Source organism: Bacteroides luhongzhouii, assembly GCF_009193295.2.
Lineage (GTDB): Bacteria > Bacteroidota > Bacteroidia > Bacteroidales > Bacteroidaceae > Bacteroides > Bacteroides luhongzhouii.
Map to the genome: position 1 here is coordinate 896,830 of NZ_CP059973.1, position 23,751 is coordinate 920,580.

Here is a 23,751-nt window from a genome sequence, read left to right on the forward strand (position 1 = left end):
AAATTTAAAAAACTCATAATAAATACTTTATCTCATATTGAGTGAGAGCAAAAGTAGATAACCAACATAAAATGTAATAAAACACATAAACCAATAATTAAAAAAAATCGTTCAAAATGAAATTAAAATATAATTGAGATATCTTCTGACCTATTTCTGTCATTTTAAGAAATGTTCCGCACGTCCCGGAGTCAATAACTCCCACAAAGATGCAACTGTCCATCCTGGTGCGAAGATATCGTTATAATACCCTTTTCCATTTTTGCCATAGTCCCAGTTGGTATGTTGAACGACTTCCGGATAAAAACCGGATTTAGCAATTCCACATAGATGCCCTTCGTGAGGTAGCAATTGGCGCATGGAAGTAGAAATCACCTCAGCGAAATGGGCAAAACGTGGCTCCTCATATTCCTTTGACAACCATTGCAGTACCGAAGCAAATTCAAAAACAAACACGTCAATATGGTTGTTTTCTACAGAGACATTGCCCCAACCACGAGTTTTCAGACCGATATCACCCAACATCTGACCTTGAGCAAAAGGAACGTCCCATACATAATACCATGACAATGCAAAATAAGCAGCCTTTCTTGTCAAGTCGGCATAATGACGATGCTCGTCTCCTTTCGTTATTAACGAAAGATAGTAAGTTGCTGTAGCAGCATAAAGAGAAGCCTCTTTATCTTCACAATTGGCATCGAGAGTAGATGAAAAATAATCAGCTTTAGATATCAAGACTTTCTCCAGATAATCTGCTGTCCTTTTAGCACTGGCTAAATAACGTTTATCCTTAAAATATTTATATCCCATTATTAAAGGTAAAGTGGCCGAGGGTGTACTTCCTCCACTATTATCGACCACTGTAAAATCATCGTGGAATTTACGGGGGAAACTGCCATCTTCATGTTGCAACTGCAGAAGTATATCGAGCATATTTTTCATCCTTTGTTCCCATTCAGGATGACGACGGCCATTCTCCCTTTCATAAGCAAGAAAATGGAGCATAGCATAAACCCCTTCTGATTGACGACGAATACTATGTACAGGATCTTCATACCCTCTATCAAAGTTTACCGATTCTTTAAAGAAACCAGCTTGGGTAAAGCCATTCTTCAAATAACTATCGAATACTTTCATACTGTTTTCTTTCAGATCCTCTCTGCCGCATTGCCAACTATATTCCCAAGCATTGAATGCATTAAGGAGTACACGACCGATAAAACCGACTTCTGCCTGACCGTTACTCTGACAATCAGCAGTCCGCAAATGAATACCCGAATTAAAAGTCAACGAATTACCAGTCACCAGACTATTCACAAAAAAACGGCTCATAACTTCTTTCATATCCTCAATAGAATAAGGAGTATCAACCGGAGCCGGAGCATAAGTGTCATAACTATACTCCCACGCATTCCGAATAAAATCAGAATAATCATCAGCTTTATTCTCCAGAATCTCCCATGTCAGTAACATTGTTTCTCCTTTTTTCAGAGACTGAAAAGCCTCTACCGCCGGAGCCAATGTTAATTTTCGAATATAGCTTTTAGGTGCTTCACGGTAAGGAAAACCGAAAGAAAGTGTTGCCACTCCATTCTGATTTTCGAATCCAGTAAAACCTATTGAAGTTTTACCTGAAAGAATGATTTCTCCCTCTCGATGAGTAGACAAAACCTCATTAGCAAAATTGTCTATACGACTCACTGTCACAAAGCTTTTTTCCTTTTCTGAATAAATACCTGTAAGAGGAGCACTCAATCTATCCTCACGTACCAACCAGCTGTCTGATGTATGAAATGAAGGTGCTTCCTTAGGAGATCGCAGATTGCGACGATACCAGAACCCCGGCATATAGAACTGGCAATCATCATGATTAAAACCGGTTGACAACTGCTCGCTAAAATTAAAATAAACATCCTCTAATGCAGTTAGACTGACATTGATGCGTAACTTACCATTCATATCCTCCATTCTCTGAGTTATTACCATCGGAATACCTTTTGAAGGTTCCAACAGATAAGATGAACGGTCATTCTTCAACTGCCGCATATCCAGCGAGTATTTTTCCGACTCATTTCCCGGTACTTTTAAGGAAATAGATGCTGAAATCTTTTCTGGAGTATAATTGACAGCTTCAACAGCCTCAACATATAACCCAACAAGTATTCCACAAAATAAGCATTTTAAATTCATGTAAATTCAATTAAATGAATCAGTAATAAAATAAATACTGGTTCTGTTAATACATTAATAATTCATTTTCAAACTTGAGCAACAGCTAATATCTTGTAGCTTGTGTGATACGCGACAAAAGTATGGAATTCTACCAGCTTAGGATATTAAAAACAGGTCAATAAATGAAATTCCTGTCTCAATTTCCCTCCCAAAGTATACATCTTCTGACTCTTATTTACGCAACCGAAAAATTGAACTCATTTCTGAAGCCGGACATATGTTTTACCATCCGGTCCGACTCCTTTAACTACCAACTTCTTCCAATGTCCTGGCAATTTCGAAGGCAATTGTTTAATACCGCTATCTGTAATTTCCAAACCACAAAAGCCATTGATTACAGCCTGCAAAAGTCCTCCCGCACCAGTTGAGAAATAAGGATTAGTACCTCCTGCACCTTCAGAAAGTACACCGAACGGAGGTAGCTGGTTGGGACGGAAGCTTTGCACAAATAATTCATAAGCCTTATCCCCTTCACCAAGGCGTGCATATTGCAAAGCCAATACAGAGAATGACATTGCGGGGCCTCCTTTGTCAATCTTTCCCTCATAATACTCCAAATCCTTACGAATTTCTTCCGGACGGGTAATCAGGTTTAATGGATATACCAGTAAATTAGCATCCGCCTGCTTGATAACCTGTCCATTATAACCATCATACTCCATAGTCACTCCATTTTCAAATTTGGGGATGCGCAACTTTGCAGCTATTTCTTTCCAAATTACTGGAGCTTTAACCCCACATATGGAAGCTGCTTTAGCAGCATTCTGTAATGCGCGAATAACAGTACCGTTCGTGAAGGCATTATCATCACCCTCTGCATATTCATCGGCACAGACCACATTACGAATCGAATAAGAACCATCGTCATTCTTTTCTACACGACTTACCCAAAATTCTGCCACTTTCTCCATTAAAGGGAATCCTTCTTCACGCAACCATCGCTGATCTCCACTCATACAATAATAATTCCAGGCCGCAATGGCAATATCAGCTGTGATATGATGTTCAAAAGGACCAGTCAACGCCCAAGTCGGACACACTTCTTCTCCTGCATCATCACTTTCCCAAGGAAACATAGCCCCATCATATCCATAACTTAATGCTTTCTGGCAAGCTGCTTCCAGCCTATCTGTACGATAATCCATCATTGTTCGTGCAATGCCCTGATTCATAAAGAGCATAGGCGGATACATCCAAAATTCGGTATCCCAGAAAATATGCCCATTATATCCCTGTGAAGAAAGTCCAAAAGGAGGTATACTCAACCGACTTCCTTTGCGTGCATTGGAATACAGATTATAAAGTGCAAAACGCACAGTACGCTGTGCTTCATCATCCCCCTCAATTACAATATCACCTTTCCACATCTCGTTCCAGAGTTTCCGATGCCCATCCATCAGACGCGTCAATCCCTCTTTCGCACCATAAATCACTTCACGGTCTGACTCATTGTACGGATCTATAAAATCACGTCCGGTACAAACAGCACCTAATAAAGTAAAAAAGAATTTCTCTCCTTTCTTTAATGAAATAGAAATCTGACCACTCCCATTATATTGTTGCTGCACGTTGGAATGCTTATCATAAATAAATGCGGAAGAAGCTGAAACTTTTTGTTCGCGGTATTTTGATAAAGCCCAAGTACGCACTATTTTTATATCATTCCCATTAACATTCACATTGACCAGTTTCGAACCTATGTTTTTATACTCATCAGGTACCTCAATAGGATTTGACAGTGTCAAATACATATCCCCCAGTGCCGTAACCTCGACACGAACCAGTCCCGCATAAGGTAAATTTCTTAGAGCACAGATGCTATAAGATACATCCGCTTTTCCATCACAAGTGAAGTGCGTATTATGGGTAGCCTCTTTCATATCTATGCACTGTTCCCATCTCGAAATATTATCACCATTTACAGTCTGTCCATTAATCCGCATCTGCAAATTGAATGGATTGATTCCTCGTAAAACACGACTCACATCTTGAGGAGTAGCAGAATCAAAAACATGGTTTAGCATGACATGACGAATAGAAAACGGTTCTTTCCACGGCAGGATACCAATCCCCCCATTGGCAACTGTTGCCCCGTAATAAGCTCCGTGATAATCGGTTGTCTGTATCTTCCACAAACTATCCTGTCCATTTGCCTTAATGGTGAGAGCTGATACCAGACAATAAAATACGATAAATAGATTTCTCATATAAAAAATAAGATATTTAATTTGTTAATGACATCCGACACAAAAATAGGGCGTATCTGCCAATCATTAGGGAATAACCTGACCAAATGATGTGACAAATAAACCAAAAGCGTACTAAAAATAATATTTAAGCCAATTTTGGTAACAAAATTGGCTTAAATCAAAAGACAGATTGTTTTATCTTATTTAAATGCGTACTTCAATCGGTTTTCCATTCGTAATCTTACTTCTTTTTACAATCTTATGATCCTTTTTTATCAGAACCAACAGTTTGTCATCTTTATCGCGCTTCACCTCAATATCGAATATGGAACCAAATGCACAGATACGTTTCAATGACATCGTATTCCAACTTTCCGGTAGCTGCGGTGTCATCATAAAAGCATCCAATGCAATGGGACGGATGCCGAACAACCCCTCGGTCATAATGCGACAATACAAAGCACTTTCTGTAGATAAATGCCTTTGGTTTCCCTCCGGCCACGCTTCCACTGCGTAAGGAACATGATCACCCAACAAACGAGTAGCAGAGTATTTATCCAAATATTCAGTAGCTATGTCTCTGGCACCACAAGAGTAAGCCCCCCGGAAAGCATAGAGTGTAGAACGATCCCAATAAGTAGAAGTACCCGATTGAGTTAACAACCCATTCTCCATCCACAGTTTATCAGAGAATAGAGCCTCCACAGTACCTTTCGCCTGATCATAAACACCCATAGTCAGAGGAATGCAAATCCATGAACGAAGCACTGTATTACCATCATAATAACGATAGGTATCATACCCCTCTACATTACAGGCAAAATATGCATCAATATTCTTATAAAGTTCAGCAGCCCTATCCTGATAAGACTTTATCTGTTTATGTTCTTTTTTCAACGCCTTTCCCAAATAAGCAGCTGAAATCAAGGCATCATAATATAATGAAGATGTACATAGATTGGCTTTTCCAGCAGGAAAACGATTTTCAAGTTCATCAGAATCAGATTTTACCACCCCATCCGCATTCAGCTGGCGATGACAATATTCCAGACACCATTCAATCAGCGGCCACAATTTTTCAGCCTCATTACGATTACCAGATGCCAAAGCATAACGTGCTGCGCCATAGCCAACCATTGCTACATCACCACGATCACCCGCAACACCAAAACAATCAATTCCTTCTGCAATTATAGACGAGGGTAAAGGTTTATACTCATCATTCATATAGCGCATAAACAAGCCGAATGAATCCATAGCCGAACGGTTTCCGGCTTGATAACCTAAATATGGAAAAAATGGATTAATATATTCGGCCTGATCATTCGCCCAAACAGCAGCATAATAAGCTTCTCCACCAGGGCTCTGCATATATCCGCCTTTAGTATCAAATATGCTTTCCGAACCACGTATCTTGGCAAAAGAAAACATGGTATTGATTACGTCATTCGGAGTCTCTAACACAAGGTTACCCTGTATCTGTCTCAAAAATCTCCGACGTGCCAAAAGTTCATTATTAACATCCAACGCCAACTCCCGATCATGTTTCTTATATCCTGCATAGACTACCTGAAACCAAGCTTTTTCTCCGGCTTTCAGTAGATAAGTACCATTTTTTACCGGAGAAGAAAGAGTGGCCGTTAATGTATAGCTACCCTCCACTCCTTTTGTCTCATCAGTAGAATAAGAAAGAGTGGTCGATGGGAATTGGACTGTCTGTGGGTGATCTGTCGTATTCTCCAACTCATATTTCTCACAGAAGGCCGGTTGTGATGTGGAAGGAAAAAGCGTACGTGTCAATGAAATCCCCCTAGCTGCATATACACTCTTTACAGTCATAATTCCATTCAACGATACAGTCTCCACCTTTTCCCCTACTAACGGCCGGCCATTTACAAGACATAAATGTGCCCAGTCTCCATTAAAATGGTGTTGTAAACTACCATGGGTATCATTAGGGATAGTACGAAAAGTAGGTAAAACCATATTCCGGTCAATCACCCATTCACCTGCCTCATTAACACCATAGCGCAATACCGTTGAAACTTTCAGTCCACTCATTTCAATGTGGTCATTATGCGCTCCATTCACTTTCCAGCAAATACTATCGGAAGAAGCAATCATCCATCTCATTATCTCACTGGCATTCAAAAAATCAGTATATAATCCAATTAGTAATAGTGTAAGCCACACTGTCTTTTGTCTGGTCATCATATCTTATAGTATTATTAAAATTTTCACACTAATAAATTATAAATTCTCAATATAATAGATGAAATAAAATACAGCTTTATGTATAAACTACTCTTCTTTCGAATTAACAAAATCTTTAGGCAATACTCCAAATTGCTTTTGAAAACATTTAGCAAAGTAAGACGGAGAATTAAATCCTACCATATAACAGATTTCATTCACACGGTTTTCTCCCTCTTTCAGCAATTGGGCCGCCTTTTTCAAACGCTCCAAGCGTAAAAACTCATTCGGACTCAAATCCAAGACTCCCTTTATTTTCCGATAAAAGTTAGACCTGCTCATATTCAGATTATCCGCCATATTATCCATGCTAAATTCAGGGTTACCATAATTAATTTGGATTACTTCGTTCAACCTCTTAATAAACTCCTCATCAGCTTTTGTTAAAGCCATTGTATTAGCAGCTATAAAAGGAGACTCTGCAAAAGCCTGACGTAATTTTTCCCTATTCTGAATAAGATTAGAAGCACATGCTTGCAGATATTCTACAGAGAAAGGTTTTTCAATATAAGCATCTGCCCCCAGTTCCACCCCTTCTATCTTTGATTGTATATTGGTCTTGGCAGTCAGCAGGATGACAGGAATATGACTGTAATTCAAATCTGACTTAATAGTCTTACATAATTCAAAACCATCCATCACGGGCATCACAACATCACTTATCACTAAGTTCACATAATTGCCATCGAGCACCTGCAAGGCTTCTGCACCATTAGTGGCTGTCAGCACTGTATAATCTCTCGACAATTGACGGACAACAAAAGTTAGCATATCAGGATTATCTTCCACTACCAGCACAGCGGGGCGATTATCTTTCTTTCCTGTCTGCTCTGCAGGAATCTCGTTAACCCTTTCAATTTCAACCTCCGCCTCTGGAGTCAAAGTGATTGTCGTATCCTGAACAACCGGTAAAGTCAAACAGAAAATATTACTTTCCTCTCCTGCCTCCATAACCAACGTTCCTAGATGGAATTCAGCCAGCGAGCGGGAGAGTGCTAAACCGATTCCAGTACCGGTAGTCACCTTTCCGTCCTCTTGTTCATTAAAACGAACAAAAGGTTTAAAAATCTCCTCTTTCATTGCATCAGGAATAATTACTCCATCGTTCACTGTGCGAATACGGAATAGATTATTATCATCCCTTTGGGGAACTTCCAGCATTACATGTACATAACTTTCGGCATATTTCATTCCATTGTTCAGCAGATTGCTAATAATCTTCGTAAATGCCTCCTGATTAACATGAGCATAGAAGTCCTTCTCTGGAACCTGTAGGGTAAAATCCAACCCTTTCTGTTTTGCAAGAGAAGTGAAACGTACATGGGTTTCTTTCAGTACTTCCGTTATATTGCATTTTGCAAAGTTCAACCGGAATCCCTGGCTTTCCGTCGTGCGGAAGTCAAGTAGCTGATTGGTCAGATTAAGTAATCGTTCCGTGTTCTGTTTCATAACGTTCAAATCCTCACGGGTTTCAGCATCCACTTGTTTTTTCAGTATGATGTTTTCCAACGGGCCTTTAATCAATGTCAGCGGTGTACGTATCTCATGAGCTACATTCGTGAAAAAGTCAATCTTTGCATGATAAACTTCACGCTCCTTCTCCTGCTCAAACTTCTCCATCTGCCTGCGATGCTTATTATTACTACGTCTTTTGAAATACATAATTATATACAAAGAACAACCTATAATCAACAAAGCATACACAAAATAAGCCCAAGCAGAAAGATAAAAAGGCGGAAGGATATGCACTTTTAATGATATTTCGTTTTCATTCCATACTCCGTCACTATTAGAAACTTTCACCTTGAATGTATAATTGCCATATCGCAGATTGGAATAAGTAACGATAGGACTTTCGCCAATTGTCAGCCAATCTACATCAAAACCATCCAGTTTATACATGATTTTACTCATTCTTGGAGCTTGAAAGTCCAATGCTGTTACCCGGAAAGAAAAAGAGTTCTGGTTAGACTGGAGAATGAGTTCATCAGAGAAAGTGATACTCTTTTTCAATGGAGATCCCGGTTCACCGACATACACTTCTTTACCAAACAACAGGAAATCCGTAATCACAATAGATGGAAGCGACCTATTCTCTGAAAAAGTTTTCGGGTTGAAAGCGATAAAACCGTCGATACTTCCCAAATAAATCGTACCGTCTTCCGTCTCCAGACTGGAGCGGTAATTAAACTGATCGCCCAGCAGACCATTAGAGGTAGTATATACTTTCATTTTTCCGGTAGTAGGTTGGAAACATACGAGCCCATTATTCGTTGTCAACCAGAAAAATCCGTCTTTATCTTCTACAATCTGATAAACAACATCGTTTGGCAATCCGTCTGCCAGATTATAGCTGGTAAAAGTTTCCGTTTCCGGGTGGAACAGGCAGAACCCTCCGCCTTGAGTTGTCAACCAGACTTGCCGGTGAGAATCTTCGAAGATACTTACCACTTTATCATACGGAAGGCTTTTCGGATCATTTTCATTGTGCAGATAATTCTTCCATTTCTTCTCGCTTACATTATAACAGTAAGCGCCGTTGGCATAAGTGGCCAGCCAGAGGTTTCCGCCGAAATCTTCTTTTATGTCATATACAAACCGGCCATTCAGCTCTGGTATCCGGTCAAAATCGTCAGATTGTCTATTATAACGCAACAAACCGAATAAAGTACCCATATAAATATCCCCTGTCGTCGTTCTACAAATGGAGAAAACACTGTTATCTATCAATGAGCGGGGCGAATCTGTCTTCTGATAGGTTTTCACAATAGCACCCGTACGCGTATCCACCACTTTCACCCCTTTCGAAAAAGTGCCCACCCAAAGGTTATCATCAACCAAACACAGCCCATGAACATTTGTAAAAGCATTGCTTGGTGTGAAAAAAGAAAAAGTCTTGGTCTTAGGATTAAAACGATTCAGACCGCCATCTTCTGTACCAATCCACAGAATTCCTTGATTATCCTGACAGAACTCACGTACCCGTTTCCCATGCAAACCATTATCAGTCCCCTTGGGATAATATTTCTCGAAGTTCGTATAAAAACGGGGATAGTAGTTTATACCACCAAAGTAAGAACCAATCCATATGCCACCCTCACGATCTTTACACAATGAATAAATGGCATTATCGGATAAAGAATAAGGGTCATTGACCGAACTGCGCAAATGGGCGTACTTACTTAACCGGAAATTATAAATATAAAGTCCCGACTCTGCACCAATCCATAGTTCATTGTCAGAAGCGACCAACAGTTCACGACAGAAAACAGGCTCTCCACTTTCATCTTCTGAAAGCAAGTCATGCAATTTGTTAGAGGTCAGGTTAAGCTCTTTCACCCCTCCCTTTAAAGAACCTACATACAGACAATTGTATGCACCTTTCACAATACAGGTCACTACGTCGTTCGCATAAAATTCCTTGTTATCCAGAGGCGAAAGATAAGGATGAAGGGTGTGCAGACGGTCTTTCGAATAGAATAGTCCATCGCCATAACAGCCGATCCAAAGGGTTCCGCTATTGTCAAAAGCAAAGGTCTCAACATTAGTAGTAAGAAAAGAGAAGTTCTGTAAGGTATAGTTTTGAAGCTCTCCTTTTTCGAGATTATAACAGAACAGTCCCTGTGACTCCACTGCCACCCAAACGCATCCTTCGTTGTCTCCAGAAATTGCGGTTACAGTATGTTCTATTTTAGTGTTTTCCTCACTCAATTCGGTAAAGTGCCGGAAAGAGTCTTTTTCAGGATCATAGATATAAAGTCCCACGTCAGTACCTACCCAAATATCTCCTTTCGTATCTTCATAAAGTGCTGTGATAAAATTATTTCCGATACTCCGTCGAGTACGGTCATCATGTTTGAATTTACGGAATGATAAACCGTCATATCTATTCAAGCCATCTTTGGTGCCGAACCACATAAAGCCTTGCCTGTCCTGCAAAATCGCATTAACCGTATTCTGGGATAAGCCGTTTTGTACACTTAGATTTTTAAAATAAACACATAGCGAAAAAGTAAATTTGGGTAAAACGTAGCGAATTAGCTGATACAGCGTTCGTTACGCTTTGTTTTTCTATGGGACAGAGCCAACGAAATACCACCTCGAAGCCAAACAGCGCAGAAGTTCAGTTACCACCTCATTACCCCCGTAACGGGTGTGAATTTCTTGCTAAATGGTTCTGTTTCTGCGATTTGCGTAATTTTGCATAGCAGTCGGTAACTCACTAATAACTAATTTTGTAACCAAAAAAAGGAGTGAGTTATGCGTAGTACATTCAAGGTATTATTTTACGTGAAGAAAGGCAGCGAGAAGCCGAACGGCAACCTGCCTTTAATGTGCCGTATCACGGTGGACGGCGAGATTAAACAGTTCAGTTGCAAGATGGACGTTCCCCCACGGCTGTGGGACGTGAAGAACAACCGTGCTTCGGGCAAGAGCGTCGAAGCGCAGAGAATCAACCTTGCGGTAGATAAAATCCGTGTGGAAGTAAACCGCCGCTATCAAGAGTTAATGCAGACGGACGGTTATGTTACCGCCGCCAAACTCAAAGACGCCTATCTCGGTATCGGCGTCAAGCAGGAAACTTTGCTGAAGCTGTTCGAGCAGCACAACGCCGAGTTCGAGAAGAAAGTCGGGCACAGCAGGGCGCAGGGTACATTTACCCGTTATCGGACGGTCTGCAACCATATTCGGGAGTTCCTGCCCCATACCTACAAGCGTGAGGATATTCCATTAAAGGAACTCAACCTCACGTTCATCAACGACTTCGAGTATTTTCTGCGCACGGAGAAGAAATGCCGCACCAATACCGTGTGGGGCTACATGATTGTGTTGAAACACATCGTTTCCATAGCGAGGAACGACGGGCGTTTGCCCTTTAATCCCTTTGCGGGATATATCAACTCTCCCGAAAGCGTGGACAGGGGCTACCTCACCCAAACGGAGATACAGACGCTCATGAACGCACCGATGAAGAACGCCACCCACGAGCTTGTACGGGACTTGTTCGTCTTTTCTGTTTTCACGGGTTTGGCGTATTCGGACGTGAAGAACCTCACCGCCGACCGCCTGCAAACATTCTTCGACGGCAACCTGTGGATAATCACCCGAAGAAAGAAGACCAACACCGAATCGAACATCCGCCTTTTGGACGTTCCCAAGCGTATCATCGAGAAGTACAAGGGGCTGGCAAGGGACGGTCATGTTTTCCCCGTTCCGAACAACGGCAGTTGTAACAAGATACTCAAAGATATAGGCAGACAATGCGGCTTCAAGGTACGCTTGACCTACCATGTCGCACGCCACACGAACGCCACGACCGTACTTCTGTCGCACGGCGTACCCATCGAAACGGTGAGCCGCCTTTTGGGGCACACGAACATAAAGACCACCCAAATTTACGCCAAAATCACCGCCCAGAAGATAAGCCAAGACATGGAAACCTTGTCGCACAAGTTGGAAGATATGGAGAAGAATATCTGCCGAGCCATCTAATTAAGAACAGAATACCGATGAAAGAAGAAAGGAACATTATCACGATGGACGGGCAGGGCAATATCTCCCTGCCGAGCGATATAGGCGCAACCGCCATGACCGAGCGGGAAATCTGCGAACTGTTCGGGGTTATCGCCCCGACGGTTAGGGCAGGGATAAAGGCACTCTGCAAAAGCGGAGTTTTATCTATATATGACATAAAGCACATTATCCGCCTATCGGACAAATACAGCGCGGAGGTTTACAACCTCGAAACGATAGCCGCCCTCGCTTTCCGTGTCGAATCGTTCGGGGCGGCGAAAGTCCGCAGGGCATTATTAGAGAGGATTATACACGGGCGAAAAGAGAAAACGACGGTATTCGTGTCGGTTGTTTCGGACGGCAAGCCCAACAGCCGTTGGAAAGCATGATGATATACCAACATACCAACATGCAAACGTACCAGCATACCAGCATGCAAACATGCAAACCTATCACTATGGTGATATATATTGCAGGGTCTATTTCTCTTTTCAGAGGAAAGCGGAGCAATCGTTTTCGTTTACAAAGGCAAAGCAAGCACGGGGCTTTACGTCGGCTAAAAGGTCAGGCGGCTGCGCCGTTTCCCAATAAATCTTCCTCTCGCTTCGCTGCGAGCGTATTTATCGGGAAAACCTTGTATCCGACCGCCCCGTGCAAAAGAGCCTTTGAAAACGGAAACGACCGCCCCGCCACCCACCGACCGAAAGGAAAAAAATAAGGTGGGGTTACGGGCAAGCAGGCGGCAGGGACAGCCATAGCCGAAAGGCAGACGGGCAGGCAGACGGCACGCCGCAGGGTATTTACGGAGAAAATACCGTAGCTTATTAGGGAATTTTCCGAGCCGCAATACTACGTATCGCTGAAAATTCCCCAATAAGGCAAGGGGTAAGCCCCTCTGCACACCCCATCGGGGACGGCATTTGCCGCCCCGAAGATACGAAAAATCATTGTTTCACAAGTCAAGGAAGAAAGGAAAAATATATGGGTTTCGTAGTTTTACACATGGAAAAGGCGCACGGCAGCGACAGCGGAACGACCGCACATATCGAGCGTTTCATCATACCGAAGAACGCCGACCCCACACGCACGCACCTAAACCGCAGGCTTATCGAATACCCCGACGGGATAAAAGACCGTTCGGCGGCTATACAGCAGAGATTAGAAGAAGCGGGGCTGACACGCAAAATCGGAAGCAACCAAGTACGGGCAATCCGCATCAACGTATCGGGAACGCACGAGGACATGAAGCGGATAGAGGAAGAGGGGCGTTTGGACGAGTGGTGCGCCGACAATCTGAAATACTTCGCCGACACGTTCGGAAAGGAGAACATCGTGGCGGCTCACCTGCACAGGGACGAGGAAACGCCGCACATACACGTTACACTCGTCCCCATCGTCAAGGGAGAGCGCAAGCGCAGGAAAAGGGAGGAACAGACGAAGAAGCGATACCGCAAGAAGCCGACCGACACCGTGAGGCTGTGCGCAGACGATATTATGACACGGCTGAAATTGAAGTCCTACCAAGATACCTATGCCGTGGCGATGGCGAAATACGGGCTGCAAAGGGGCATAGACGGCTCGAAAGCTCGCCACAAGTCCACGCAGCAGTATTATCGGGATATACAGAAACTCTCCGACGACCTCAAAGCGGAAGTGGTGGATTTGCAGCAGCAGAAAGAAACGGCACAGGAGGAACTAAGACGGGCGAAAAAAGAAATACAGACCGAGAAGCTGAAAGGGGCGGCAACCACCGCAGCCGCCAACATCGCCGAGAGCGTCGGTTCTCTTTTCGGCAGTAACAAGGTCAAGACGCTGGAAAGGGAGAACACCGCCCTGCATAAGGAGGTAGCCGACCACGAGGAAACCATCGAAGCCCTGCAAGATAGGATACAGACCATGCAGGCAGACCACAGCAGGGAGATACGGGAAATGCAGCAAAAGCACGGCAGGGAGATAGCCGACAAGGACACAAGGCACAAGCAGGAAATATCGTTTCTGAAAACGGTAATCGCAAGGGCGGCAGCATGGTTTCCCTATTTCCGTGAAATGCTCCGTATCGAAAACCTCTGCCGCCTTGTCGGGTTCGATGAAAGGCAGACCGCAACGCTCGTCAAGGGAAAGCCGTTGGAGTATGCAGGGGAACTCTACTCGGAGGAACACGGACGGAAATTCACGACCGAAAGGGCAGGTTTCCAAGTGCTGAAAGACCCCACGGACGGGACTAAATTGGTTCTTGCCATCGACCGAAAGCCCATTGCCGAGTGGTTCAAGGAACAGTTCGAGAAGTTAAGGCAGAACATACGCCGACCTATACAACCGCAAAGGAAAGGCAAGGGATTCAAGCTATAAATGTTAAATCCTGCCCGATTTGCCGAAAAAAGTGCGGTACGCTGTTCGTGGTGTACTGCACTTTTTTTATATTTGTTCGCAAGGTGATATACTTGAAGAAAATAACAGCCGATTTCGCTGTTAGCACAATGTTATGCGGCAGCTTAAAAGACGACACCAAACCAGAAAAATCATCTTGACAACCACCCGACTTTGAACTACGAAGGATGAAATTTTTCAGGGACAACTTCCAGCATTTCCAAAAAACAGTTTACCCATTGACTTGGAGACAAACAAACAATTTGAGCATTAAGGTTTAAACCGAATTTTTCCGAAATTGACCTGACCTGACTTTTCCTGAAAATCGACTTTAAAGCTGTTTTTACAGATAAATCAGGTTTCTCTAACAGACAGGAAATAAATGCTAAGTATTTGGCTTTAAACTTAAAATCAAAAAATAACTGTTTTCTTTTAATGTTTAACAGGGCTGATTTGACAGTTGGCGGTGGAAAGAAACTTTCAGGACCTACCTCATAGACAAGTTTCAAATCAAAAAAAGTATGATAGAAAACGGTATATGGATTGTAAAGCTTCCTCGAAAATAACTTTTGTGTAGGTTCTAACTGAAGGACAATGGAACCTCCCAGAAAATTTCCAAGACTCTCAAACATCAGGATTTTGAAAATATCGGAAGTAATGCCATAAGGAATATTTGACACCACTTTGAAAGGAAATTTCGGAACTGCAAAATTCCTAAAATCACAACCGACAACTTGAACATTTCGGGCATCAGAAAATAATTTTCGTAAATGTTCAACCAAAGCTGTGTCGTTTTCAATAGCAACAACATTGTTGGCGATTTTTAATAAATGAACAGTAAGAAACCCCTTGCCTGCCCCAATATCTAAAACCGTATCCTGATTACTTATATTTGCTTGTCTTATTGCATCTTTTATTAGCACTTTATCAATAGTAAAGTGCTGACCCGTAAAACGAACGGGCAATTTCTTTTTTGTCATTAGTAACTTCTTACAGGTGAATACTTGACTGCAAATTTAGTAACTTTGCATGAAAAATTAACGAGAAAGAAGAGAAAATGAAAACCGACCGCATAACATCACCTATACGCAAGCAGGGGTTTCGTGCTTCGTAGGACAGTTAAGTGGTAAATTTAAAGTTCAGTTCTTCGTAGGAAGTTCAGTGGTTAAAATCCCTGCCTGCGTATAGCTGAGAACCGTTATCAACCTCGAAAAGCAAAAATACAATGAATAGAATATTAACACTATACCTCTTTTTGCTATTGTGTGGCACGGCTTCCGCACAACAAATAGTAAAATGGGACGATTTACAGACTATAACGGATAACGCACGGCGCACGGTCTATTATGAAAAAGGCAGTAAACAGCCGTTGCAGGGAGAATATCGCATTATACGAGGGCTTGACGAGGAGCGTGTTAAACTTTCCGACGGCATAATAAACGGTGATTATCTCCGCTATCGTGATGGGGTACTGCGTGAATCGGGCATATATGCCAAAGGAAAGCGCAACGGCATATTCACGGAGTATTACCAAGATGGCGTTACTCCCCGAAAAGAAACACCCATGCAGCAAGGCAAGATAGACGGAACTGTAAAGACCTATTTTCGTAACGGCAAAATAGAAATCGAAAAGGAGTATAGGCAGAGTGTGGAGAGCGGACGGGAACGCCGCTTTGACAGCAAGACGGGTGAGCAGATTTTTGAATCTCATTATATAGACGGCAAAAAAGAGGGTGAGGAATGGGAAATATTCGAGGATGGGCGCACGCTTCGCAGCAGGACTACACGACACTACCGTAACGGAAAACTTGACGGCTTTTATCGTGTGGAATCGACACGGGACGGAAAACCCTATATAACCATCGAGGGGCAATACACCGACGGCGAGAAATCGGGACGTTGGAAACAGTACAACGCCACCGATGACACAACCCATGAATGGGATGAATGATTTTCTTTTTTCGCAAGTTGATTTTATAAAATTGCCACCGAAAGTTCGTACTTTCGGAAAAAGATGTTATATTTGCAAATGAAAGAGTTATTTGACAGCATAGCAACGCAAAACGCTGAAATTCGCACAGTTGCTAAATCGTTACTTCTATTTCTCAAATAATTCGCTAAAAGTTTATTTCTCAATCGGTTAAGTCAAACCGAGAAAAATCTAAAATAATAATGTTCGTCCGCCATTTGTGCATGGCAGCTTATCTGATAGCCTGTTAAACAAATTAAAAGTATTAGAACTTTCTTCATAAATATACATATCTTCTATCCTTCCGTTTGAGTTACCAAATGTAGGCAAAATCACAGCAGAAAGATAGTAAATATATCTCAATGAATGAAAGAATAGTCCTATTTTTCTATTCGGATACGCGCGTCAACTGCTACAACGGCTTTTGGTGTAGCTAAAAGCAGAACCAAACCGGAAGACACATCTTTCAGCACCTCCACAAAAACACCTCCCAAACCGCAAAGTACCACACTGTCACTTTTAGCAATAACAATACCTTCTTTATACCTGAAACAGGATTATTGAGCATCTCTATCATATAGCGTTCTCATTCCCTGACAATGGCTACCGTATCTATTTTGTATCTATATGCCCCCAAAAGCCCTGTCAAATATCAGTAGTTATCACCTCAACTATTAATAACTACCTCCTTAATTATTAATAATTGAAAACCCCATCAGAATACTTTAAAATCAAACATGGCTACTTAGGAAAACAAATATTAGCACATCAGAGAAATACCTAATAACCAATCAAGAAAAACTGGCTTAATACAGAAGAGAATTCAGTCAGTAAATCCTTGCGCTGTTCGCCGTCAGCAGCAAACAAAGCGGTAGACAATATTTCTCCTATCGCTCCATCGGGTGTAACCACAGCTATCTGTTGAACGCCTTCCACCAATTTCCCGTTTCGAGGAGAAACAATATGCCGACGTTCAGGAGAGTCATTACCGGAGGTTGTAAGACACTCATTATGAAGAAGTATATTATTGACTTTCCATCCCGATCCTACCGGATGATTACCTAAAGCAAGGACGGAACTGTTTCCTATATTTATCAATGCATTCTCTATCAAAAACTCATTCAGTATGCTTTTAATTGTATCCAAAGCATACCCTTTAAGAAAGCCGGATAAGTTGACAGTAACTCCCGGTTGTGAGAAATAGATGCTATGATCTTCGACTGATAAATGAACCGATTGTATCGTGTTCTGATTGTAATTTTCCGAATGGACTGTAATATCAAAACACCCCAGAGTCTTCCCGTTATATTTCAGGCATAAATCAATCATTGAATAGAGTTCTTCGCTAAGAACAACTGGTGAAGTCGGAGCTGTTCGGTTGACAAAAGACAATTCGCTGGCCGGATCATAAAAGTTCGCCATCTTTTCCAACCGGCACAATGCGTCATAAATACGATTAACCACAAGCAACAATTCTCTTTCCGTTTTCTGGCTATACAGGATAATATCCACCCGTGTATGCATGGAAAGAAACCAGGCATAAAGCAGTCCATTACCTTCATGGGATGGTTTATACATATGTTGAATAGGGACTTGCATCGTATAGTAGGACAAATTAGGCACAGATTACACGGATTTTACGGTTGTTCCAATGAAATAGCAACCGCGTAATCCGTGTAATCCATGCCTGAGTAAAAATCATAAGGAATTTTGACGTATCTCCCACAATAACATGGAATACGCCTTATTTCAGTTCTTTAATCTTCACATTTTTGAACCATACTTCGTCTCCGTGGTCCTGAAGAAGTATATTTCCTTCCTCCGGATTTCCGAAATTAGGCCAGTTTTTATATTTACTGTATGCTACCAATGCATTCCACATATCATTGTTACGATCATATTCAATCAATTTAACGCCGTTCAACCAATGTTCTACATGGTTACCTTTTACGATAATGGTAGCTGTATTAAATTCTTTCTTGTTGAAAGGTTTATTCTTAGGAGCCGGAATCAAATCATACAACGACCCTAGCTTTCTGTTACCTTTCACACCCAGTTTTGCATCAGGATGTTTGTCATCATCAAGAATCTGGAATTCACAACCGATAGCAGAACCTGCACCTTTATTCATATCCGGGTTTACGAAATATTTAATTCCGCTATTTGCACCTTCAGTAATCTTAAAATCTACTTTCAGAATAAAGTTCTTGTATTTACGGGTAGTCACAATATCACCGCCATTAGCTGATTCAGCACCACCACTCTTCATTACTTTCAGAATACCATCTTCTATCTTCCAGCCTTTTGCGGGGAAAGTAGAAAGTTTAGCTCCTCTCCATCCATCAGTAGTCTTGCCATCCCATAATAGAGTCCATCCTTCTTTTGCTTCGTTCGGAGAAATCGTATTGGCAATCAGGTTCACTTCCGGTGCAGCTTGCGCTTCCGGTGTCTGATAGCGTTCTACGTCCGTCGTACAAATGCGGATATCTTTCCAACTAACTGTTTTACCTTCATCTGCCGCATTTCCAATGGCGTGCACTTGCAAAGCAATGAAGCCCACAGGAGTCATATCATCCCAGATATTAGCACAAGGTACTCCGTTTATCCAAGTACGAATTGAGTTACCTACAGCCTCAATACGGGCTTTATTCCATGCGTTATTCTTAAAAGCGGTTTTTGCCGACGGATTCAGCGTCAAAGGATAAAGCCAGTTTCTACGTGCCTCATCATAGATACCACCTGACCAAGCGCGTTTGGAAGGATCGATCTCAAACTGATAACCGTGTACACGACCTTTCTTATAATCTTTCTTGCTTTCACTGCGAAGCTGTACCCCGGAATTTAAACCATCATCTACCTTAAAATCAAACTCAAGGATAAAGTCACCATAATTCTTTGTCGTTGCTAAAAAAGTATTGGGTGTTCCCATCTTAGATACACCGACAATGGCACCATCTACAATTTTATACTCGGCTTTGCCATTCAATTTCTTCCATCCTTTCAGGTTTTTTCCATTGAAAAGAGGCTCCCAATTCTGTGCACCTAAAGAAGCGGCGCAGAATAAAAGTAAAGTTAATACGATATTCTTCTTCATAATCATTGATTAGTCTTTCCCCATCCCCTTACATTCGAAAAAGGGATGGAAAAAGCCATTTTCTATTTATAATTTATAAAATTCATCCCAGCCTTTACGCGGCGGAAGTCCCGCCAACATTGCATTAGCAAACTCATTATTTGTAATTTGCTTCGTACGAGGATCAAAGAACAACTGTGTATTAAGTCGTTGAGCCATCACACCCAGTGAGAATACCTGACTCAACACTCCATTGATTTCGAACGGAGAACGCGTCTTTTCAATACCGTTACATGCCAACAAGAAGTTTTCGAAGTGATTGGAAGGGCTTTTAGGAACTTTCGGCAACTTGTCTGCCATCTCTTTTGCTTTCTCCTCCGGAATAATAGACAAAGTGCTTCCATGACTACCACCCTTGAAGATCAAATCCTTAGTATAAATGATCTTTCCGGGATTCAACTTAGATTTCGGAGTATCTCCCTGATTAGTTACCGGGATGTTCGGATCTAGTCCCGAAACTCCATAACCGGCAGGAATAGGAGGAAGATTATCCAGACCATCATACCAGGTAATATCTACCGGTGGCATTCCTTTACGTTGCGGGAAACGGAAGAGAATCGTGGAAGAATATGGGAAGAAATAATCATTATGCCCTTTTGCGTATTGCATAGTGACCTCATAAGGCAATCCCAGTTCCAGAAATTCGTGAGCCGTATCAAGGATATGTGCTCCCCAGTCGCCCAATGCACCCATACCAAAATCATACCAACAACGCCATTGTCCCAAATGATAATCTTTATTATACTCGTGATAAGGAGTAACTCCGAGCCAAGTGTCCCAGTCCAGATCTTTCGGCAGTTGCTGTCCCGAAGGAAGCTTATAGATATTAGTGTCCCACTTATGCCAACGGCGCGGGTTATTCATGTGGGCAGTGATAGCAGTAACGTCTTTGATAATTCCCGCATCCATCCAGGCTTTAAACTGGAAATAGTTTGCTTCAGAATGTCCCTGATTTCCTACTTGAGTAACCAAGTTCGGACGTTTAAGCGCAGCTTGCATCAACAGTTCCGCTTCATAGAAGGTACGTGCCAGCGGTTTCTCTACATATACGTGCTTTCCGGATGCCAAAGCCAGCATACTGATCGGGAAATGCGAATGGTCGGGAGTAGCAATTGCTACAGCATCAAATTCGTTACCGGCCTTATCAAACATTTGGCGGAAATCCCTAAACTGCTTTGCTTTCGGATATTTAGCCATTATCTTTTGTGTATGTTTGGCACCCATATCTACATCACATAAAGCCACCACTTCCACCATACCTGTCCGTGCAAAGTCTTCAATAATCTGCTCTCCACGGTTACCAATACCGATATAAGCAATCTTCACTTTGTCACCTCTTCCTTTTTTAGGTGAAGCGGTTTGCGCATGTAATAAATCACCGGTTCCCAATGCCAATCCGGCTGAAGCCATCGACATCGTTTTCAAAAAATCCCTTCGTGTTACCATAAATTATTTATTTTCATTGATATTGATTAAGTTCTTCTTTAAAATTATGCAAGAAAACTATCAACTCCTGCTTTTCTTTTTAAACAGTGCTTGCATTCCATAAAACAAGAGACGCAAAATCCCCCAGAAAGCATAAAGCACAAAAGTAAATATAATTATATAAAAAATAGACGTTATCATCTCCGTAAATGGCGCATGATAAGCAATAATTGCATAAAGATGTATCAAATTAGATACTACGAAACAAACGAGTAAAGTGATTAACTCAATTTTCTTACGTCGTGCGGTTACAATCGTGTCTTTCATATTGCTTCGGGTGTTTTTACAGATTGATGGTTCAGATAGTCTATTTTATACTCATCAGGGAAATAAAGCGTCCGTTCTTCTTCCAATGCCTGATGTCCCAACAAACAGAGCATACTTGCATAATATCCTTCTTCCGCGATGTTTTTAGGTTGTTTTTGTGTTATGACGGCCTCAACAAAAGCTTCCAACAACAATGATGTACCATCGCTCTTGGGACGTTCTCCGATAATGAATTCTCCTTTGTTTTCGTTTGCAGTTTCCGGTGCCCAGCTTGTTCCGGCAAAAGGCAGAGAATCGAATACCTTGTTCTCCCAGTCATTCACCATCTGCAGGAAGGCCGGTGCAGGAGCTACACTCTCAAAGTAATATTTTCCCTTTTCCGGTTCTACCGTTCCGAGATTACCCATGATCTGTTCTTCCAGTCCATAGAATTTATTGGAAATGACAGAATCGAATGTCATCTTTACCCCATCATCAAACACATATACACAACTCACATTGTCATACACATCCCTGCCGTCTTTCCAATAAGTGATGGCACCGTGTCCCATCACCTTTTCGGGTATCTTACGCAAAGCCCAGCTTCCGATCTGAAGCTGATGGCAAGCGAGTTCCGTCATCAATCCTTTTGAGAACTCCTTGTAAAGACGCCAGTTTATCAGACGTTCCAGATTGGGTGAAGGCACCGAACGTCTCCAATCCCCATTCCGGTTCCAGAAGGTACGGATTGCATTTATTTCACCGAAGGTACCCGCATGAATCATCTCCATTGCTTTAATGTAACGAGGATCGAACAGACGCTGTTGCCCTGTGAAGAATATTTTTCCCGTGCTACGGTGTTTCTGATACATACGATAACATTCCTCCATCGTGAAACCTATCGACTTTTCGCAAAAAACGTGCTTTCCTGCGTCAAAAGCATCCAGCACTATCTTACAATGCGAACTAAGAGGAGTAGCCACGAGTATGGCATCTATCGACTTATCTTCCAACACTTCTCGATAGTCACCGTACACCTTGGCATTAGGAACGAGCTTCAGTGCTTTTTCAATAGACGGTTTATAAATGTCGCACAATGCAACAATATCGACTTTAGGATTTTTAGTCAGAAATCCCATTAAAAACTGTCCCCGGGAACCGGGACCGATAATTGCCAAACGACACTTTTCGTTTGAGGTGTTCATCACCTCCGAAAAAGCAGAAAGCCAAGGGCTTGCTGCAAGAAGAGTGCCAGCCCCGGCTATGCCTAAATTCTTTAGAAAATCCCGCCTGCTAATAGGGGTATGTTTCATGCTTGTAGGATTTAAGATTATAATTGTTTTATCTGGAAATCAGTTATTAAATATAGGTGCTTTTTGTGTTTCGTAAGAAGGAGATCCTCCCTCTACATAAGGCCAACCCTCTTTATCCCACTTAATCTGGTCCAGCAACAGAATACGTCCATTCTCCGGAGCCGATCTTGCAAAACCATGATACAGAAGCCAGTCCTGTCCGGCATCATCCCGGATAATCTGTGAACCGTGCCCATTGCCTACAAAATGATCATTCGCACCTATCACCAAAGAATAACCATTCTTCAACATCGGTTTACCCGTCTTATCTTTGTACGGCCCCCATACCTTTTTAGAGCGACCCACTACGACCTTATATGTGCTTTCCACTCCTCTACAGCAACTTCCGATAGAAGCAAACATATAATAATAACCGTCGTGCTTATGAACATAGGCAGCTTCAAAAGCTGTTCCTGCTATTTTCTTTTTTTCCGCTCCCGGCATCAACGACAAGCCATCCGCAGTCAGTTCAATAACATATATCCCCCGAAAGCTGCCCCATACCAAATAGTTTCTCCCCTCATACTGCAGGAGACTGGGATCAATCGAGTTCTGCACACCGATCTCATTACTGCGAAACATCTTACCATGATCCGTAAAAGGTCCTTGCGGAGAATCGGCAGTAGCTACTCCAATGCCGCACGTTTGTTCTCCTCCCCACACCGACATCGCATAATAAAGCACATATTTACCGCTAATATAATTGATGTCCGGTGCCCAAATTCCAGCTTTAGGTTCAAATCTGGGACGAGTTTTATTCGTGAATGCCGTGTTGCAATACGTCCATTCCACCAAATCTTTCGATTTCATTATCGGAACATTCCTGGTAGATTCGGTAGCATACACATAAAAATAACCATCCGCAGCCTTAATCACCGTAGGGTCGGGCATGGCAATATCCACAACCGGATTCTTATAACTCATCGCAGACTTTGTCTGTGCTTTTCCCTGTGAAAAACAAACACCTATCATGAATACGAAAACGAACAAATTTACATACTTTTTCATCAA

The 23,751-nt window shown here is 42.1% G+C and carries 15 protein-coding genes; 4 read left to right on the forward strand and 11 right to left on the reverse strand.

Annotated features, from left to right (window positions below; all coding sequences use genetic code 11):
- Window positions 1-159 precede the first annotated feature (159 nt).
- From GD631_RS03460 to GD631_RS03475, 4 genes are all read right to left on the reverse strand, one after another.
- Entirely contained in the window at window positions 160-2,190 is a 2,031-nt protein-coding gene (locus GD631_RS03460) for a hypothetical protein (protein WP_143259302.1), read from the reverse strand.
- 239 nt (window positions 2,191-2,429) lie between these two features.
- Entirely contained in the window at window positions 2,430-4,439 is a 2,010-nt protein-coding gene (locus GD631_RS03465) for a kojibiose hydrolase (protein ID WP_143259303.1), read from the reverse strand.
- A gap of 186 nt (window positions 4,440-4,625) precedes the next feature.
- On the reverse strand, window positions 4,626-6,635 hold the full coding sequence (locus tag GD631_RS03470; RefSeq protein WP_143259304.1) for a hypothetical protein: 2,010 nt from the start codon (window positions 6,633-6,635) through the stop codon (window positions 4,626-4,628).
- A gap of 87 nt (window positions 6,636-6,722) precedes the next feature.
- The gene (locus GD631_RS03475; RefSeq protein ID WP_244983362.1) at window positions 6,723-10,724 is read right to left on the reverse strand and encodes a hybrid sensor histidine kinase/response regulator transcription factor; all 4,002 of its coding nucleotides are present in this window, start codon (window positions 10,722-10,724) and stop codon (window positions 6,723-6,725) included.
- 210 nt (window positions 10,725-10,934) lie between these two features.
- Here GD631_RS03475 and GD631_RS03480 point away from each other — a divergent pair, with 210 nt between their 5' ends.
- The 3 genes from GD631_RS03480 to mobV all read left to right on the forward strand — a co-directional run bounded on the left by GD631_RS03480 (window position 10,935) and on the right by mobV (window position 14,537).
- Complete coding sequence (locus GD631_RS03480; protein ID WP_004293706.1) at window positions 10,935-12,167, forward strand: site-specific integrase; 1,233 nt, start codon at window positions 10,935-10,937, stop codon at window positions 12,165-12,167.
- A 17-nt stretch (window positions 12,168-12,184) separates the two neighbouring features.
- Entirely contained in the window at window positions 12,185-12,577 is a 393-nt protein-coding gene (locus GD631_RS03485; RefSeq protein WP_004293707.1) for a hypothetical protein, read from the forward strand.
- A 592-nt stretch (window positions 12,578-13,169) separates the two neighbouring features.
- Window positions 13,170-14,537: a MobV family relaxase gene (mobV, locus tag GD631_RS03490; RefSeq protein ID WP_008999098.1), complete on the forward strand. Its 1,368-nt coding sequence runs from the start codon at window positions 13,170-13,172 to the stop codon at window positions 14,535-14,537.
- 197 nt (window positions 14,538-14,734) lie between these two features.
- Here mobV and erm(F) read toward each other — a convergent pair whose 3' ends face one another.
- Complete coding sequence (gene erm(F) / locus GD631_RS03495; protein ID WP_004295323.1) at window positions 14,735-15,535, reverse strand: 23S rRNA (adenine(2058)-N(6))-methyltransferase Erm(F); 801 nt, start codon at window positions 15,533-15,535, stop codon at window positions 14,735-14,737.
- 245 nt (window positions 15,536-15,780) lie between these two features.
- Between erm(F) and GD631_RS03500 the strand changes: the two genes are divergently transcribed.
- Window positions 15,781-16,506: a toxin-antitoxin system YwqK family antitoxin gene (locus GD631_RS03500; RefSeq protein ID WP_004293712.1), complete on the forward strand. Its 726-nt coding sequence runs from the start codon at window positions 15,781-15,783 to the stop codon at window positions 16,504-16,506.
- A 798-nt stretch (window positions 16,507-17,304) separates the two neighbouring features.
- On the opposite strand, the gene GD631_RS03505 is transcribed toward GD631_RS03500, so the two are convergent.
- The 6 genes from GD631_RS03505 to GD631_RS03525 all read right to left on the reverse strand — a co-directional run bounded on the left by GD631_RS03505 (window position 17,305) and on the right by GD631_RS03525 (window position 23,748).
- Window positions 17,305-18,102, reverse strand: coding sequence for an FAD:protein FMN transferase (locus GD631_RS03505; RefSeq protein WP_223225960.1), 798 nt, complete (start codon window positions 18,100-18,102; stop codon window positions 17,305-17,307).
- A gap of 166 nt (window positions 18,103-18,268) precedes the next feature.
- Entirely contained in the window at window positions 18,269-19,618 is a 1,350-nt protein-coding gene (locus GD631_RS03510) for a 3-keto-disaccharide hydrolase (RefSeq protein WP_004302557.1), read from the reverse strand.
- Window positions 19,619-19,684: 66 nt separating this feature from the next.
- Window positions 19,685-21,103 carry a Gfo/Idh/MocA family oxidoreductase gene (locus GD631_RS03515; protein ID WP_004323915.1) on the reverse strand — a complete coding sequence of 473 codons (1,419 nt, stop codon included), beginning with the start codon at window positions 21,101-21,103 and terminating at the stop codon, window positions 19,685-19,687.
- A gap of 60 nt (window positions 21,104-21,163) precedes the next feature.
- A complete protein-coding gene (locus tag GD631_RS22100) occupies window positions 21,164-21,409 on the reverse strand; it encodes a hypothetical protein (RefSeq protein WP_143260725.1) in 246 nt (81 codons plus the stop codon).
- Entirely contained in the window at window positions 21,406-22,701 is a 1,296-nt protein-coding gene (locus GD631_RS03520; RefSeq protein WP_004323019.1) for a Gfo/Idh/MocA family oxidoreductase, read from the reverse strand. The genes GD631_RS22100 and GD631_RS03520 overlap by 4 nt, the downstream gene beginning before the upstream one ends.
- 39 nt (window positions 22,702-22,740) lie before the next feature.
- Complete coding sequence (locus GD631_RS03525; RefSeq protein ID WP_143260723.1) at window positions 22,741-23,748, reverse strand: family 43 glycosylhydrolase; 1,008 nt, start codon at window positions 23,746-23,748, stop codon at window positions 22,741-22,743.
- Window positions 23,749-23,751 lie beyond the last annotated feature (3 nt).